The organism is Mesorhizobium sp. LNHC229A00 (genome assembly GCF_000502415.1).
Lineage (GTDB): Bacteria > Pseudomonadota > Alphaproteobacteria > Rhizobiales > Rhizobiaceae > Mesorhizobium.
The window spans coordinates 126342-141230 of the sequence record NZ_AYWQ01000007.1 but is presented as its reverse complement, the minus strand read 5'-3'; the positions used below and the strand labels follow the sequence as shown (position 1 = coordinate 141230).

Below are 14889 nucleotides of genomic sequence, written 5' to 3'. Positions count from 1 at the left end.
TCACCTAAACGAGTTTGTATAGTATCAGCTGAATTGCTCAATTCGCGTCAGACCGTGAAGCTGGGCCATTAAATGGCGTTTTTTCGGGAAGGCTGACCCAAGAAATGTAGGTCAAGTTGCAAGCATAGCAGCGTTCTTCCCCGCGTGGAACCGCGTCGAGTAGCTCAAGGCTGTATTCCCAACGCAGCCGACGCTATGACGGTTTGAGGGATCGGGGGAGAGCCTATTCGAATGGAAGCCATGGCGAACTAGGCTTCTTGCACTAGATGCCGCCTTCCGTTCGCTGCTAGAACTGCCCGTTCGGACGCGAAAAGGGGGGCGCATGCTTAGATATGTCAAAGGGGAAAACATCTTGCTGAAAGCCCACCCGGCTTTTGGGGAGAAATGGGTGCAGGCAAGGATCGCGGACGATCCCTCCATTCTGGGTCTGGGGGACCTTATCCTCCGGGACCAAGAACGACGGCAGCCGAGAGCAGGACGGTTGGACTTGCTCTTGCAAGACCGTGACAGCTCGAGGCGCTATGAGGTTGAGTTGCAGCTGGGCGCGACCGACGAGAACCATATTATCCGCACTATCGAATACTGGGACATCGAAAGGAGGCGGTACCCACAGTATGAACATTGCGCCGTCATTGTTGCCGAAGACATAACGTCGCGATTTTGGAACGTCCTTGCGCTCTTCAATGGCACTGTTCCCCTTATAGCGATCAAGATGCAGGCCGTGAAAGTCGGAACCGACATCTTGCTGCTGTTCACTACGGTGCTCAACGAGCTAAAGCGCGGCCTGATAGACGAGGACGAAGACGCAGCAGCAGCTCCTGCCGACCGCGCTTACTGGGAAAATGAGCAGGGCTCAAGAGAGACCGTAGCGATGGCGGACGACATCTTGAAAATCTGCCACCAGTTCCAGCCCGACCTACAGCTAAAATACAACAAATTCTACATCGGCATCGCTGAGAACGACCGCGTGAATAACTTTATATATATGAAGCCGAGAAAGAAGGGAAGTCTTATACTTGGCATTCGCCTGCCATTGTCTACAGACGTTGAAACCTTGATTAAGGACAACGATCTGGACGCGATGGGTTATGACCCCGGAGATTGCGGTGGCACCTATCGGATACGTCTGACAAAAGGAGATATTGAGACGAAGGAAGAATTGCTGAGGGTCTTGCTAGATTGGGCACATGATAATCGGAGCTAAAGCGCCCAATGGCTTCGAGCACGTCCGGGCTGTAGCTGCCGTGCCAAGAGACAAAATTCTAAAAATCACCCAGCTACTCGCTGCGCCTTGGCGAGCGCATCGCTGGGAGCTTCGAAAATCCGCCAAGCCTACGAACGGCGGGAGTGCTGACAGACGGACTTTCTGAGGGACTAAATATAAAGTGTTTCAGAGGTCAGGGTCCATTGTCGGTCGAAACACCTGCGTCCGCTCAAAATAGAGGAAGATAGGCATCGGTTTGCCACTCGCCTTGATAGTGCAGGATTAGCCCATCTTTGGGCAGCTCCATTCCAGCGATAGCGGCAACCTGCCTTAGGCAGCGACTGAGATGACCCCGCAGGAGTTCCAGCGCATCGAAATACTCCTGCCGGACATCGAGCGGACGATAAAATTCTCTGGACACTTCGGGGAGTGGCAGATGCTCTGAACTGCGGAGGCGTTCCTCATACGTCAGAAACTGACGTATGCCCTGCGCCATGGCCTCCAAAAGAAGAAACAACGGGCCGTCATCATCGGAGGACAACTCCACCTGCTTGTCCACCAGTGTCGTGCGGACCTTCTGCAAGGATGCCAGCGCGTTGTCGATGCATCCGTCGCAGCATTCGCACGAGGATAGCACCCTCCGATCTTTCAACCGGATGACAACCTCCCGCGCAATCTGGCGCTCACGATCTCGTGGGTTTACGGATATGCTGACAAACGGCAGATTGAGGGTCACGTCCCCGACACGGCCACGCATTTGCCTGCGAGCCCTACCAAGTAACTCTCGCAAGTCGAACTGAAACGGAATTGAGCCTGTTCTCATAGCGCCAATATAGGCTGCCGGCCCCGGGAATGTGAAGGGCTGCTACAGCACTACCCCTGCGGCGTTGCTCGTGAAGAGATCGCCGTCACGGATGTAGCGCGAGAGCATGGCATCGGAAGCATGCCCCGTTTGCTGGCGTATCTTCCATGCGCTGGCACCCGCCATAGCGGCGCTGGTGGCCAGACCGGCGCGTAGGGAATGACCCGAGTAGCCGCCCGCATCGAACCCCGCAGCTTCCGCTCTCTGCTTGACTATAATGCAGACAGCCTCACCAGACAGACGCTGTTCCGCAACGTGGTTGTGGCGATTGACGCTGCGGAACAGGGCGCCAGTTTCAATCTTTGCATGATCAAGCCAAGTTGTCAGGTGCTTCACCGGACACCATCTTGACCTACCGAATGGAATGNTGGAATGCCGATCTTACGGCCCGCGCCGATCTGGTCGGTCTTGGACCGGCGCAAGGTGACGACAATGCCCTGCCGGACGTGCTCGACGTCGGCAACGTCGAGGCCAACTACCTCGCTCCGCCGAAAGGCCCCTGCGAAGCCGAGAAGAAGGAGCGCCTTATCGCGGATGTCTTTGGGGCCATTGCCAATGCGCTCCAACATCTGGAACAGGTCTTCCCGCAGAACTGGCTTCGCTTCTTTGTGCGCTGTGCCGAGGGTTCGCTTGATGCCGCGCATGGTGGCTCGCACGATCTCGGATTTCGTCGGGTTCGCTGCGCTGGCAGCTTCGTGTGCCTTCGATAGCGCCGTTACGAACCGCACGATGGTCGCTGTTTTGTAGGTGGCGGACAATTCCGCAAGATAGGCGGCGATGGTCTCAGGGGAAGCCGGGATGCAGCCTCCCCATGCCTCGAAATGGGCGATGTCCTTCCGGTAGCCGCGCTTCGTCCCCTCGGAAAGCGAGGCGCTGATAAGGCGCTGCACATCGACAGGCAACACGTCCGGCAATACGTCGTGGCTCGTGGAGATGCGCGGCAGGCCTTGGGTACCGGTGTGCTGATCAACGAACATCGACACGCTCCTGATCAAGCGTGGGGAGGTCGCTCCGGATCATGTCGAGAAAGGCGGCAGGTTCGGGTAGCTGCAGGCCGTGATACCCGGCGTCAGCCAGCCATCGTAGCGTTACAGCGCAGGGCCATATGAGGCGCTTTCGCACAAGCCCGCCTTCAATTCTGAAAATCCCACCGGCGAGGACCGCCAGACGACGTTCAGCAGGCATATGCTGACGCATCCAGCGCCCTGTTGTTGTACTCCGTTTCAGGAACCGAGCGAGTGCCATTTTTCCCTCGTGGCTGAACGCATCGTAGACATAAGTCGGTAGACCGCTACGTCCGGTCACAACCGGAGGCAGATCGTCATCTGCGACGGAAAGCTCACCGGATGGAAGGGTGAGGGTCAGGAGCGGCAAGAGCACCGGTAATGCTTCTCTCGTCCGACGCCACCCCTGCTCGGCTAGCGCCACCGTGTCGGGGTTGATACCCACGTGCCGCATCGCCGCGAATAAAGCCTCCGCATTGGCACATCGACCAGAAACCTGCCCGGTCCACCTGACACCAGATGCATGTAGCGCGGCCAGAGAGGCCCCCAGAAGCGCGCCGCGCTCCCGGATGCGGGAAAGGTGCTCGGTGATGTTTGCGCCAGCCAATAAGGCTCGTAGCTCGCTAAGCTCGTGGTGTTGACTGACAGCCCAGAACAGATCATCGCTTGCTCTGCACTTCGGGGCGGCGGACATGCGCTCGACCAGCAGTGACGCCACGGCCCACTCGCCGCCAAACTCCCTCCGCAAGGACTTGCTCGACGTCGCTGTCATGACGAGGCGCATCGTCTCGACCGATGCCAGCCCAACGTCCTCGACCACCATTCCCGCGAGCCTGCGCCACAGCTTCGCCGGATCGTCCTTCAAGAGGGCAGCGGCGGCGCGGGTGGCAAGATCGACATCGCCGCGCCTGATGCCTTTCTGCAAGGCGGACATCGCCACCCATGGTGAAACGCGCAGCGGCTCGATGGATGGAACATTGTGATCGGACGCAAGCACCCGGAACGTCGGGTCGGCTGTGTCGAATAGAGACTGGAACATGGCTAACTCCCCTTTTTGAAAGAGGAGCAAAGAACCTGCCGCCCACCATCAGGCATGTAGGACATATGCCTAGCATGCAAACAAATTCGACCACGCTAACATCGCCAAATTCGGCAGTTCCAAAATACGAAGATTTGTGGCTTGCTGGAGTAAAGTGGAAGGCGACCTCGTTTAGTGGGGGATATGATGTCCGGGGCTTACATTCCCAAGCTGGGAGAGGAGGAAGCCCGCTTGGTCATTGTGAGGATATTGCTAGAGGCCAAGAAAGGACAAATGACCGCGAGTGAACTGAAGGAGTGCTTCCCCGATTATCGTAAGATGGGCGACGAGGATCAAAGACCAAGCGACACGCGAAGCGGGGCACCGATGTTCCACCAGATCGTGCAAAACGCCACGGATCGAATGGACAACGACGTCGGCATATACCGTTCCACTTACACCGAAATAGTTTCTCCCCCGACTGGCAAGATATTATCGATAACGCACGAGGGCCGAGAGTTCGCGCTCAAATACGCTACCTTCGTCAACAGACAGAGAGCAGCGGGTTATCCCGAGCATACGCTTTTCGATGAGAGCGCTTTGGACATCACCTGGAGCATCGTCAGGCAGCGCCTAAGAGAAGCGCACGTGCCGATGACAAAGCAGAAATTTACAAACTGCCTCAAATCGAGGCGCTATGCGTCATTCGTTAGACGTGACCTCGAAAACAAGGATATCTTCGTTAAAATGGCCAATTCTATATCCTGCACGGTCAAAGATCACATCGCCTCGGGAAGGCTGAGCATCACCGAGGCTCGCCCCCAATCGGTAGATGCGTGGCTCCATGGCAGGAGCGAAATCGATCAGTACATTGACTTTCTGCGGTTTGGGGTCTGGCCCTCAGATTGACTGCATCGATACTCACGCGCACTTGATCTGCCAACGGTCTGATCATCCTTACCGGCATAGACTTTTCGGGCCAAGAATGCTCCGCGCCGTCACTCCGCTGCTCGCCACGACTTCGCCCGAGACAACGCAACCGACGTGCGCGCCGCGCTCGGAGAACTTAACCGAGCGCTTCTTCTGGTGGACGCGGAAAGCGAGGAGTGAGCACGTATGGAAATCAGCCGCGCAATTCGGCCGAGCCGGTGATCATTGTGTGAAATTGATTTCACACTGCAACGACCATCTCATTCGACATGGCGTTTGTCCTCAGTGTCCCTCGCATCGCTGCCTCCGATTATGCACTCCGGGACATAGGACGGTTCGGTTACCTCCGATGGGATGATTACCTTACCTGTTTGGGGTCGCTGCTATTCGCCGTGAGGTCAAACCTGCTTTCGCTGACATGTCCCCAGAACCACCCTCGGGACGTTTCAATGTCTCCGCTACATCCCCTCGACGGCGGCCACCCAAGGATTTGAGCGATCAGAAGGTATTTCTCCAAAAAGGCTTGCAGAAATCAACCTCGCTCTGGCCAAACGAGCTATCGGGGAAGAGAATGTAAACCGATGAACTCGCGGGAACGCACCCAATGACTATTGCTTGTCTCGGTTGGGGATCATTAATTTGGGACCCGAGAGAATTGCCCATTCAAAGGCGCTGGTTTGACGACGGCCCCTTTGTGAAGGTCGAGTTCACCCGTCAGTCCAGTGACGACCGGATTACGCTTGTGATCACAGAGAACGCCGCGCCCGTGCGCACCCTATGGGCGGTGATGGATACCACTGACTTAACTGTCGCCAAAGAAGCTTTGCGGCAAAGAGAGGGCAAGCCTCAGCAACAGCACATAGCCCATTGGACCACCAGGGAAGCGTCGCCATCGGCCATACCCCATCTTGCAGAGTGGGCGAATGCGCACGGTGTGCAAAGTGCCATCTGGACGGCTCTACCTTCCAAGTACCAGCGCGAGGATAGAAGGGTGCCCACAATCGATGAAGTGCTGGTTCACCTCCGGGAACTCAGCGGGAATAGCCGTGAAAACGCTGAACGGTATATTCGGCTCGCCCCCCGCCAGATAGACACCGCCTACCGGCGAAGGATTGAGGGCGAGTTCGGTTGGACACCTTTGGATAGATGGCCTGGCTAGGTCATAGAGAGCATCTTGTCGGGGCGCGATACATTAATGGCCATCGTGGGTAAGACCTTAGTGTTCATCATTCCGTCCCTTGCGCCGCCAGCATTTTGCAAATGGGGCAAGCTGGTCGGATGAGCACCTTGAGGTGGTGTGCAGCGAGGTGGCAGCTGTGCTGCCTCAAAGCGAAACCTAGGGGGTTAGGGGGTGAGGAAGGCCGACCCAACGGGGAGGCAGGGAGCGTAGCGACCTTCTTCCGGAAACCGGGTTTTGATCAGGTGATGATTGGTTTCCGTGAGCCTTGCGCGATACGGGAACCTAGATCATCACATATGTCCGTTTCTTTTTCTTGTCCCCTGAATGATATGTAATGATCTAATTTACCTATTTAACCATTCTACATACTGGTGAAGAAAGAAACGGACATTGGCAGCCCGGTCTCATTTTAAGTGCTTCCAAAGGCCCGGATTGAGAGCCTTGAAGCTTGGCGGCGGGTTCTTCTCGGTGGTCTGATAGTGGGTGGTCATCATGTCCAGCGCGACCTTCCAGTATTTTCGTATGGTCGGGATGTGGGGATAGTCGAAGAACAGCGCCCGAACCTCCGTCACTTGCGCCGTTGGGTCTGCCTTCTTAGCCTTTCGGTTAGCTTCACGTTCGATGTGCTGCACCAGCTTCACTCCGCTCATAAATTCCGTCCATCCGTCGAAGACGATTTTCAAAATCTCCACCTGCACGCCGTCGGGCCAGACTTTCGCCAGTCCGATTAGGCAACCGAAATCACGCTCGGTTTCGCGTTCCCGGAGATTGGAAAGCCATTTGAGCACCTTGAGCAATCTGGTCTTGGCCGTCTCCGACTTCTCGTCGTCTGGCAAGTCGTGAAGCACTTCGGGGGTAAGAGATAGGCTCAGCGCTTTGTTCAACTTGGCAGAGTTTACGGGGATGCCCAGGGCATCACTGAGCGCCTTCTTTTCGGCGACTAGTTTGGCGCGCTGCTCGGCCACATGCTTCGCAAGATACCGGCGAACGAACGCAGCCATCTTCTTGGCATACGTACGCGGCGTCGGTTTCTCTCCCGGTTCCGCGATCCGAACCAAAGTTATGTTGCGGGTCGTGTCAAACACGAACGGCGGCTGCTTTATCAGCCTGCGAATGGTCCTCTCATCCACGCCGATGGCCTGCCCTCGTTCGTGATGGGACATTCTGCACCAAACGGACCCGTCAAACTGAAATGGGTCATTCGCTATGCTGTAAGCAATCAGCTCTTTGAGGGCTATCACATTTGGGCTTTGGGTCATTACGACCTACCCCTATGAACATGATTTCAGTTGTGGGGGAAAGTCAGGCTGCGAACTTTCGCTGTCCCCTCGGACCGAGTTGTTCAGAACGATTGATGAACACTCTCCCCCGATTTTCCCCCAATGGTTGGGGAAAAGGCGGGGAATGTTCGTCTTCCGATCCCTGGGGAAAAGGGAGCGGTCAACTGCCAGCCAATTGATAAATAAGGGAAAACTGGTGCTGCGAGAGAGGATTGAACTCTCGACCTCTCCCTTACCAAGGGAGTGCTCTACCACTGAGCTACCGCAGCCGCTGATGGCGGGGCTTCTGCCATATCGAACCGGCAAGCGCAAGGCCAAGAACAACGCTTCTGTGAATGGCTTTGCCGGATAGCTTTTATTGACATGGCGGCGCCACAATGTTGGCTATCCCTGAAAGCGGGTTGGCTGGTCGCCAGCCGTGGCGGGACAATGAACGACAAGACAAATCCACCAAGGAACAGCGGAACAACCCGCAAGAACCGGCTCGCCGAGCAGTTGCGCGCCAATCTGCAGAAGCGCAAGGCGCAGTCGCGTTCGCGCCGGACAGGTGAGGCCGACCAGCGGCCCGACGGGCTCGGCGCGGCCAAGGAAATGAAGAAAGATTAACTCAAATCGGCCACTCTTGGGCCGGAGTGGGCGAAATCCTATTTCTTGAACCAAATTGGTCAATGGTCTAGACGGGCCGATACTCAAACGATTGAACCGGCCCTTTTCTGGCCGAGAGGGACAGTCTCCAATGGATCGCATCAGAATTGTCGGCGGCAACAAGCTTGCCGGAAGCATTCCGATCTCGGGCGCGAAAAACGCCGCCCTGCCGCTGATGATCGCCTCGCTTCTGACCGACGACACGCTGACGCTGGAAAACGTGCCGCATCTGGCCGATGTCGAGCAGTTGATCCGCATCCTCGGCAATCATGGCGTCGACTATTCGGTCAACGGCCGCCGCGAGAAGCAGAATGAGGGCTATTCGCGCACCATCAATTTCTCCGCCCGCAACATCGTCGACACGACGGCGCCTTACGAACTGGTGTCGAAGATGCGCGCCTCGTTCTGGGTGATCGGCCCGCTGCTGGCCCGCATGGGCGAGGCCAAGGTGTCGCTGCCCGGCGGCTGCGCCATCGGCACGCGCCCGGTCGATCTGTTCCTCGAAGGCCTGCAGGCACTGGGCGCCGACATCGATGTCGATACCGGCTATGTCATCGCCAAGACCCGGAACGGCCGCCTCGTCGGCAACCGCTATGTCTTCCCGAAAGTCTCCGTCGGCGCCACCCATGTGTTGATGATGGCGGCGTCGCTGGCCAAGGGCGAGACGGTGCTTGAAAACGCCGCCTGCGAGCCCGAGATCGTCAATCTCGCCGAATGCCTCAACGCGATGGGCGCCAGAATTTCCGGCGCCGGCACGCCGACCGTCACCATCGACGGCGTCGAAGCGCTGTCGGGCGCGCGCGTGCGTGTCATCCCCGACCGCATCGAGACCGGCACCTATGCCATGGCGGTGGCGATGACCGGCGGCGACGTCGTGCTGGAAGGCGCACGGCCGGAGCTGCTGCAGACGGCGCTCGACGTGATTTCCCAGACGGGCGCGGAGATCACCCAGACCAATTCCGGCATCCGCGTGAAGCGCAATGGCGCCGGCATTTCACCCGTCGACGTGACGACGGCTCCCTTCCCGGCCTTCCCGACCGATCTGCAGGCGCAGTTCATGGGCCTGATGACCATGGCCAAGGGCAAATCGCGCATCACCGAGACGATCTTCGAAAACCGCTTCATGCACGTCCAGGAACTGGCTCGGCTCGGCGCCCACATCACGCTTTCTGGGCAGACGGCCATCGTCGACGGCGTGGCGAAGCTGAAGGGCGCGCCAGTCATGGCGACCGATCTTCGCGCTTCCGTCTCGCTGGTCATCGCCGGCTTGGCGGCCGAAGGCGAAACCACGGTCAACCGTGTCTACCATCTCGACCGCGGTTTCGAGCGGTTGGAGGAAAAGCTGTCCAACTGCGGCGCGGTGATCGAACGTATTTCCGCCTGACGGTCGGACGGCAGCAGCTTCTAGCAACGGCGGCTCGTAGCGCCTCCGCCCGTCCGCCCGCACCGCAAACCCGAGGCAATGCCTCGGGCGGACGTCGTGGGGTGGTTGCACCGACCGGAAAGACCGCCTAACAGAGGCTGAAACCAACCTGTAGGTCGAAAATCCGGATGACCGCCCTCAAGCTTATCGCGCTCGACGACCAGGATCTGGGCATCGTCTCGGCCCATCTCCAGGACGCCGTGATGAAGGTCTCGGATCTCGAATTCCTGCCCAAGGCCAAACGGTTCGTGCTGACCATGAACCGCTTCGTGTGGGAGGCCAAATCCGGCCTGTTTCGCCAGCACAATGAACGACGGCAGGCAGTGCTGCATTTCGACCGGGTGCTGGGCGCCAAGACCAGCGGCATCGCCCGCGACAAGCCGGCCGAAATTCTCTCCTTGCTGGCGATCAGCTTTATCGAGATCAGCAAGCCCGCGGGCATCGTCGAACTGATCTTTTCGGGCGGCGGCACGATCATGCTCGATGTCGAATGCATCGAGGCCCGCCTTGCCGATATTGGCGGCGCGTGGGAAGCCACGTCGCGCCCCATACACAGGGCTTGAGCATACGATGGCCATCACGCTTGCCCAGTCCGACGCCGATTTCGAGCAGCGTTTCGCCGCGTTTCTCACGACCAAGCGCGAGGTATCGGCCGATGTCGACGCCGTGGTGCGAGACATCATCGCGCGCGTGCGTGCCGAGGGCGATGCGGCACTGATCGACTACACGCGGAAATTCGGCGGAGGCGACCTCGCCAAGCTCGGCATTGCCGTCTCGGCGGAAGACATTGCCGGCGCCTATGCCGAGGCCGATCCGGCCACGGTCGAGGCGCTGAAATTCGCACGCGACCGCATCCGGTCCCATCACCAGCGGCAAAAGCCCCAGGACGAACGCTACACGGATGCCGCCGGCGTCGAGCTCGGCTCGCGCTGGACGGCGATCGAGGCGGTCGGGCTCTATGTGCCGGGCGGCACGGCAAGCTATCCAAGCTCGGTGCTGATGAACGCGGTGCCAGCCAAGGTAGCCGGCGTCGAGCGCATCGTCATGGTCGTGCCGGCACCGCACGGCGTCGTCAACCCGCTGGTGCTGGTGGCCGCGGATATATCGGGTGTCTCCGAAATCTACCGCGTCGGCGGCGCGCAGGCGATCGCGGCACTCGCCTATGGTACGCAGACGATAAAGCCCGTCGCCAAGATCGTCGGTCCTGGCAATGCCTATGTCGCCGCGGCCAAGCGGCAGGTGTTCGGCACGGTCGGCATCGACATGATCGCCGGCCCTTCCGAAGTGCTGGTCGTGGCGGACGGCGACAACGATCCGGACTGGATCGCCGCCGATCTGCTCGCCCAGGCCGAACATGACGTGTCGGCGCAGTCGATCCTGATCACCGACGACCCGGCATTCGGCAAGGCGGTCGAACGGGCGGTCGAACGCCAGCTGCGGAGCCTGCCGCGCGCGGAAACGGCGGCCCAGAGCTGGCGCGATTTCGGCGCCGTCATCCTGGTTGCGACGGTCGAGGCCGCGCTGCCGCTGGTCGACCGCATCGCCGCCGAACATGTCGAGCTAGCCATCGAGGATGCCGAAGGCTTCCTGGCGAAGATGCGCAACGCGGGCGCGGTTTTTCTCGGCCGCCACACGCCCGAGGTCATCGGCGACTATGTCGGCGGCTCCAACCACGTGCTGCCGACGGCGCGCTCGGCGCGCTTCTCGTCGGGCCTGTCCGTGCTCGACTTCGTCAAGCGCACCTCGGTCCTCAAACTCGGACCGGAGCAGTTGCGCGTGCTGGCACCGGCGGCGATCGCACTAGCGCGGGCGGAAGGGCTTGAAGCGCATGGCCGCTCTGTCGCCATACGGCTGAACATGTAGGCCGGTATGACGGGCTCCGATCAAACCCGCGCAAAACTGATCGATGTCGAACTCGATGAGTCGATCGGCCGTTCGACGCCCGATGTCGAGCATGAGCGGGCGGTGGCGATCTTCGACCTGATCGAAGAGAATAGTTTTCAGCCTGTCAATGACAGCGGTGCAGGTCCTTACCGGCTGAAGCTGTCGCTGGCCGAGTCCCGCCTGGTCTTTGCCGTGGCACGCGAGGACGGCACCGCCGTCGTCACCCACATCCTGTCGCTGACGCCGCTCAGGCGTATCGTCAAGGATTACTACATGATCTGCGAGAGCTATTACGACGCCATCCGCTCCTCGACGCCGAGTCATATCGAGGCGATCGACATGGGCCGCCGTGGCCTGCACAATGAGGGCTCGCAGACGCTGATGGATCGGCTCTCCGGCAAGATCGACATCGACTTCGACACGGCGCGGCGGCTGTTCACGCTGGTCTGCGTGCTGCACTGGCGGGGCTGATCCTGGCCCCCGGCGCCCTGCCCCGCTCGGTTCTGTTCCTGTGCGGCATGAATGCCGTGCGCTCGCCGATGGCCGAGCAGCTGGCGCGCCGGATGCTGCCCGCCACCGTCTTCGTCGCCTCGGCCGGCGTGCGCGCCGGCGAGCGCGACCCGTTCGTCGATGCCGTGCTTGCCGAGGACGGGCTGTCGCTGGGCGAGCGTCATCCAAGGACGCTGAACGATCTCGAGGACGACTATTTCGACCTGATCGTGACACTGGCGCCGGAGGCCCACCATGCCGCGCTCGAACTCACGCGCGCGCTTGCCGTCGAGGTGGAATACTGGCCGACGCCGGATCCGGCCGATGCCGGCGGCACGCGCGAACACATCATGGCCAGCTATCGCGACGTGCGCGAGCGGCTGAAAGCCCGGATCCACAGCCGGTTCACCGTTCCGAGGCCTGGCGATTAAGCGTGTTCACAAGCGACAGATTATCATATAGGTTCCGCCGAAATTCCAGCCGGGGCGCTGGAACCGCCATCCAAGCAAAGGTATCGAATGCCGAAGGAAGAAGTCCTCGAGTTTCCGGGTATCGTCACGGAATTGTTGCCCAACGCGATGTTCAGGGTGAAGCTCGAAAACGAACACGAGATCATCGCCCATACTGCCGGCCGCATGCGCAAGAACCGCATCCGCGTGCTGACCGGCGACAAGGTTCTGGTCGAGATGACACCATACGACCTGACCAAGGGCCGCATCACCTACCGCTTCAAGTAAGATCAAGACCCGGCCGGTAAAGCGATGAGCATTTTGCAAAAGCTGGTGCTTGCCTCGGGTTCGCCGCGCCGCATCGAACTTTTGCAGCAGGCCGGCATCGAGCCGGACCGCATCCTGCCAGCCGATATCGACGAAACGCCGCTGCGTGCGGAGCATCCGCGCTCGCTGGCCAAACGGCTGTCGAAGGAAAAGGCCGAGAAGGCGTTCGCATCGCTGAAGTCCGAGACGGACCATGCGCCGAGCTTCGTGCTGGCGGCCGACACGGTGGTCGCCGTCGGGCGGCGCATCCTGCCCAAGGCCGAGACGCTAGACGACGCCGCCAACTGCCTCGGGCTGTTGTCCGGACGTTCGCACCGGGTCTATTCCGGCATCTGCCTGATCACGCCGGGCGGCAAACTGCGCCAGCGGCTGGTCGAGACGCGGGTGCGTTTCAAGCGGCTGCCGCGCGAGGAGATCGACGCCTATGTCGCGTCCGGCGAATGGCGCGGAAAGGCCGGCGGCTATGCCGTGCAAGGGCTGGCCGGCGCTTTCGTCGTCAAGCTCGTCGGCTCCTATACCAACATTGTCGGCCTGCCGCTCTACGAGACGGTGGCGCTGCTGTCGGGCGAAGGTTTCAAGACGCATCAAAACTGGTTGTCCGCGCGACCATGAGCCTCGACGACAAGGTCACGCCCCTGCGGCCCAAGCGCCCGTGCCCGGAATGCGGCAAGCCATCGGCGCGCGAAACCTATCCATTCTGCTCGACGCGCTGCAAGGACATCGACCTCAACCGCTGGCTGAAGGGTGCGTATGTCATCTCGGCCCGCGACGACGAGGAAGAACCGGACGCCGACGAGCCGAAGTAGACGAGCGCCGGTCAGGCGGCTTCGTTCTTGCGTTTGACGCGCGCCCAAGCCGGCAGCCAGTCGCCATGTGCGGCCAGGAGATCGTCGACCAGTGACCAGATCTGGTCGAGATCGAGTTCGGCCGCGGTGTGCGGATCCATCATCGCCGCGTGATAGATGTGTTCGCGGTTTTCGCTCATCAGCGCCCGCACCGTCAGTTCCTGCACGTTGATGTTGGTGCGGATCAGCGCCGTCAATTGCGGCGGCAGGTCGCCTATATAGGTTGGCTGGATGCCGGATGCATCGACCAGGCACGGCACTTCGGCGGCGCAATCACGCGGCAGCGAGGTGATGCAGCCATTGTTGCGCACATTGCCGTAGATGACCGACGGTTCGCCGGTCCAGACCGAATTCATGATCGAGGAGGCATATTCCTTGGACTCTTCGACCTCGATGCGCTGGGCCGAGCGGTAGGCCTGCGCCTGGTCCTTCCAACGCTCGATCTGCTCGACGCAACGCTTGGGGTATTCGTCGAGAGGAATGCCGTATTTCTCGATCAAATCGGGGCGGCCGTCCTTGATGAAATAGGGCGTGTATTCCGCGAAATGTTCCGAGCTCTCGGTGACGAAATAGCCCAGCCGCGTCAGCATCTCATAGCGCACCTTGTTCGGGCAGCGCGGATTCCAGCCGGGTTTCGGCGCGCGGCCTTCGCGATAGGCACGCACGAGATCGGGATAGAGGTCGCGATAGGATCCATCCGGCTGGCGATGCTCGAATTGCAGGTAGAAGGCCATGTGGTTAATGCCAGCCGAGCGATAGCGGATCTCGTCATAGGGAAGGTCGAGATCGTGTGCCAGCTCCATCGCCGTGCCTTGCACCGAGTGGCACAGCCCGACCTGCCTGATCTCGGGATATTTCTCCGAGATCGCCCAGGTGTTGATCGCCATCGGGTTGACATATTGCAGCATGATGGCCCGCGGGCAGACGGCAAGCATGTCCTCGCAAATCTTCCACAGATGCGGCACGGTCCTGAGGCCGCGCATGATGCCGCCGACGCCGAGCGTATCGGCGATGGTCTGGCGCAGGCCATATGTCTTCGGCACCTCGAAATCCGTGACGGTGCAGGGCTCATAGCCGCCGATCTGGAAGGCGACGACGACGAAATCGGCGTCCGCCAGCGCCTTGCGCTGGTCCGTGTAGGTCTCGGCGCTCGCCTTGACGCCGAGCGTGGCGATCAGTTTGTTGACGACGACGGCGCTTTCTTCCAGCCGCTGCGGATTGATGTCCATCAGCGCGATCGTTGCGCCCGAAAGCGCCGGGCGCTGCAGCACGTCGCCGACGATGTTCTTCATGAACACCGTCGAGCCGGCGCCGATGAAAGTGATCCTGGGATGTCTTGCCACGTTAAC

The 14889-nt window shown here is 59.9% G+C and carries 16 protein-coding genes and 1 tRNA gene; 11 read left to right on the top strand and 6 right to left on the bottom strand.

Annotated features, from left to right (window positions below; translation table 11 throughout):
• Window positions 1-352 precede the first annotated feature (352 nt).
• A complete protein-coding gene (locus X742_RS152900) occupies window positions 353-1204 on the top strand; it encodes a hypothetical protein (protein WP_198019213.1) in 852 nt (283 codons plus the stop codon).
• Between the two features lie 229 nt (window positions 1205-1433).
• On the opposite strand, the gene X742_RS152905 is transcribed toward X742_RS152900, so the two are convergent.
• The 3 genes from X742_RS152905 to X742_RS152910 form a co-directional block, all read right to left on the bottom strand.
• On the bottom strand, window positions 1434-1940 hold the full coding sequence (locus X742_RS152905) for a hypothetical protein (RefSeq protein WP_156939392.1): 507 nt from the start codon (window positions 1938-1940) through the stop codon (window positions 1434-1436).
• A gap of 129 nt (window positions 1941-2069) precedes the next feature.
• Window positions 2070-2402: a tyrosine-type recombinase/integrase gene (locus tag X742_RS1000000175730; RefSeq protein WP_245275561.1), complete on the bottom strand. Its 333-nt coding sequence runs from the start codon at window positions 2400-2402 to the stop codon at window positions 2070-2072.
• A gap of 630 nt (window positions 2403-3032) precedes the next feature.
• Window positions 3033-4109, bottom strand: a complete 1077-nt coding sequence (locus tag X742_RS152910) for a hypothetical protein (RefSeq protein ID WP_023772788.1) — start codon at window positions 4107-4109, stop codon at window positions 3033-3035.
• A gap of 186 nt (window positions 4110-4295) precedes the next feature.
• Here X742_RS152910 and X742_RS152915 point away from each other — a divergent pair, with 186 nt between their 5' ends.
• The gene (locus X742_RS152915) at window positions 4296-4997 is read left to right on the top strand and encodes a hypothetical protein (RefSeq protein WP_156939391.1); all 702 of its coding nucleotides are present in this window, start codon (window positions 4296-4298) and stop codon (window positions 4995-4997) included.
• A 1605-nt stretch (window positions 4998-6602) separates the two neighbouring features.
• Here the strand turns inward: X742_RS152915 and X742_RS152925 are convergent.
• Both X742_RS152925 and X742_RS152930 read right to left on the bottom strand, forming a co-directional pair.
• Window positions 6603-7361 carry a hypothetical protein gene (locus X742_RS152925; RefSeq protein WP_156939390.1) on the bottom strand — a complete coding sequence of 253 codons (759 nt, stop codon included), beginning with the start codon at window positions 7359-7361 and terminating at the stop codon, window positions 6603-6605.
• A 311-nt stretch (window positions 7362-7672) separates the two neighbouring features.
• Window positions 7673-7747: transfer RNA gene (locus X742_RS152930), tRNA-Thr, on the bottom strand.
• A 160-nt stretch (window positions 7748-7907) separates the two neighbouring features.
• On the opposite strand from X742_RS152930, the gene X742_RS0137155 reads away from it, so the two are divergent.
• The 9 genes from X742_RS0137155 (at window position 7908) to yacG (ending at window position 13501) form a co-directional block, all read left to right on the top strand.
• Entirely contained in the window at window positions 7908-8084 is a 177-nt protein-coding gene (locus tag X742_RS0137155; RefSeq protein WP_023772783.1) for a hypothetical protein, read from the top strand.
• Window positions 8085-8214: 130 nt separating this feature from the next.
• A complete protein-coding gene (murA, locus tag X742_RS152935; protein ID WP_023772782.1) occupies window positions 8215-9507 on the top strand; it encodes a UDP-N-acetylglucosamine 1-carboxyvinyltransferase in 1293 nt (430 codons plus the stop codon).
• Window positions 9508-9674: 167 nt separating this feature from the next.
• Window positions 9675-10109 carry a DUF2948 family protein gene (locus X742_RS152940; RefSeq protein ID WP_023772781.1) on the top strand — a complete coding sequence of 145 codons (435 nt, stop codon included), beginning with the start codon at window positions 9675-9677 and terminating at the stop codon, window positions 10107-10109.
• A gap of 7 nt (window positions 10110-10116) precedes the next feature.
• A complete protein-coding gene (gene hisD, locus X742_RS152945) occupies window positions 10117-11409 on the top strand; it encodes a histidinol dehydrogenase (RefSeq protein WP_023772780.1) in 1293 nt (430 codons plus the stop codon).
• 6 nt (window positions 11410-11415) lie between these two features.
• Window positions 11416-11901: a UPF0262 family protein gene (locus tag X742_RS152950; RefSeq protein ID WP_023772779.1), complete on the top strand. Its 486-nt coding sequence runs from the start codon at window positions 11416-11418 to the stop codon at window positions 11899-11901.
• Window positions 11889-12350 (top strand): low molecular weight phosphatase family protein, encoded by a 462-nt coding sequence (locus X742_RS152955; protein WP_084056455.1) that lies wholly within the window; start codon window positions 11889-11891, stop codon window positions 12348-12350. Before X742_RS152950 ends, X742_RS152955 begins: the two co-directional genes overlap by 13 nt.
• Before the next feature lie 87 nt (window positions 12351-12437).
• The gene (gene infA / locus X742_RS152960; protein WP_006329283.1) at window positions 12438-12656 is read left to right on the top strand and encodes a translation initiation factor IF-1; all 219 of its coding nucleotides are present in this window, start codon (window positions 12438-12440) and stop codon (window positions 12654-12656) included.
• A gap of 24 nt (window positions 12657-12680) precedes the next feature.
• Complete coding sequence (locus tag X742_RS152965; RefSeq protein WP_015316264.1) at window positions 12681-13307, top strand: Maf-like protein; 627 nt, start codon at window positions 12681-12683, stop codon at window positions 13305-13307.
• Window positions 13304-13501 carry a DNA gyrase inhibitor YacG gene (gene yacG / locus X742_RS152970; RefSeq protein ID WP_023772777.1) on the top strand — a complete coding sequence of 66 codons (198 nt, stop codon included), beginning with the start codon at window positions 13304-13306 and terminating at the stop codon, window positions 13499-13501. The genes X742_RS152965 and yacG overlap by 4 nt, the downstream gene beginning before the upstream one ends.
• An 11-nt stretch (window positions 13502-13512) precedes the next feature.
• Here the strand turns inward: yacG and X742_RS152975 are convergent, their stop codons facing one another.
• The gene (locus X742_RS152975) at window positions 13513-14883 is read right to left on the bottom strand and encodes an alpha-glucosidase/alpha-galactosidase (protein ID WP_023772776.1); all 1371 of its coding nucleotides are present in this window, start codon (window positions 14881-14883) and stop codon (window positions 13513-13515) included.
• Between the last annotated feature and the right edge of the window lie 6 nt (window positions 14884-14889).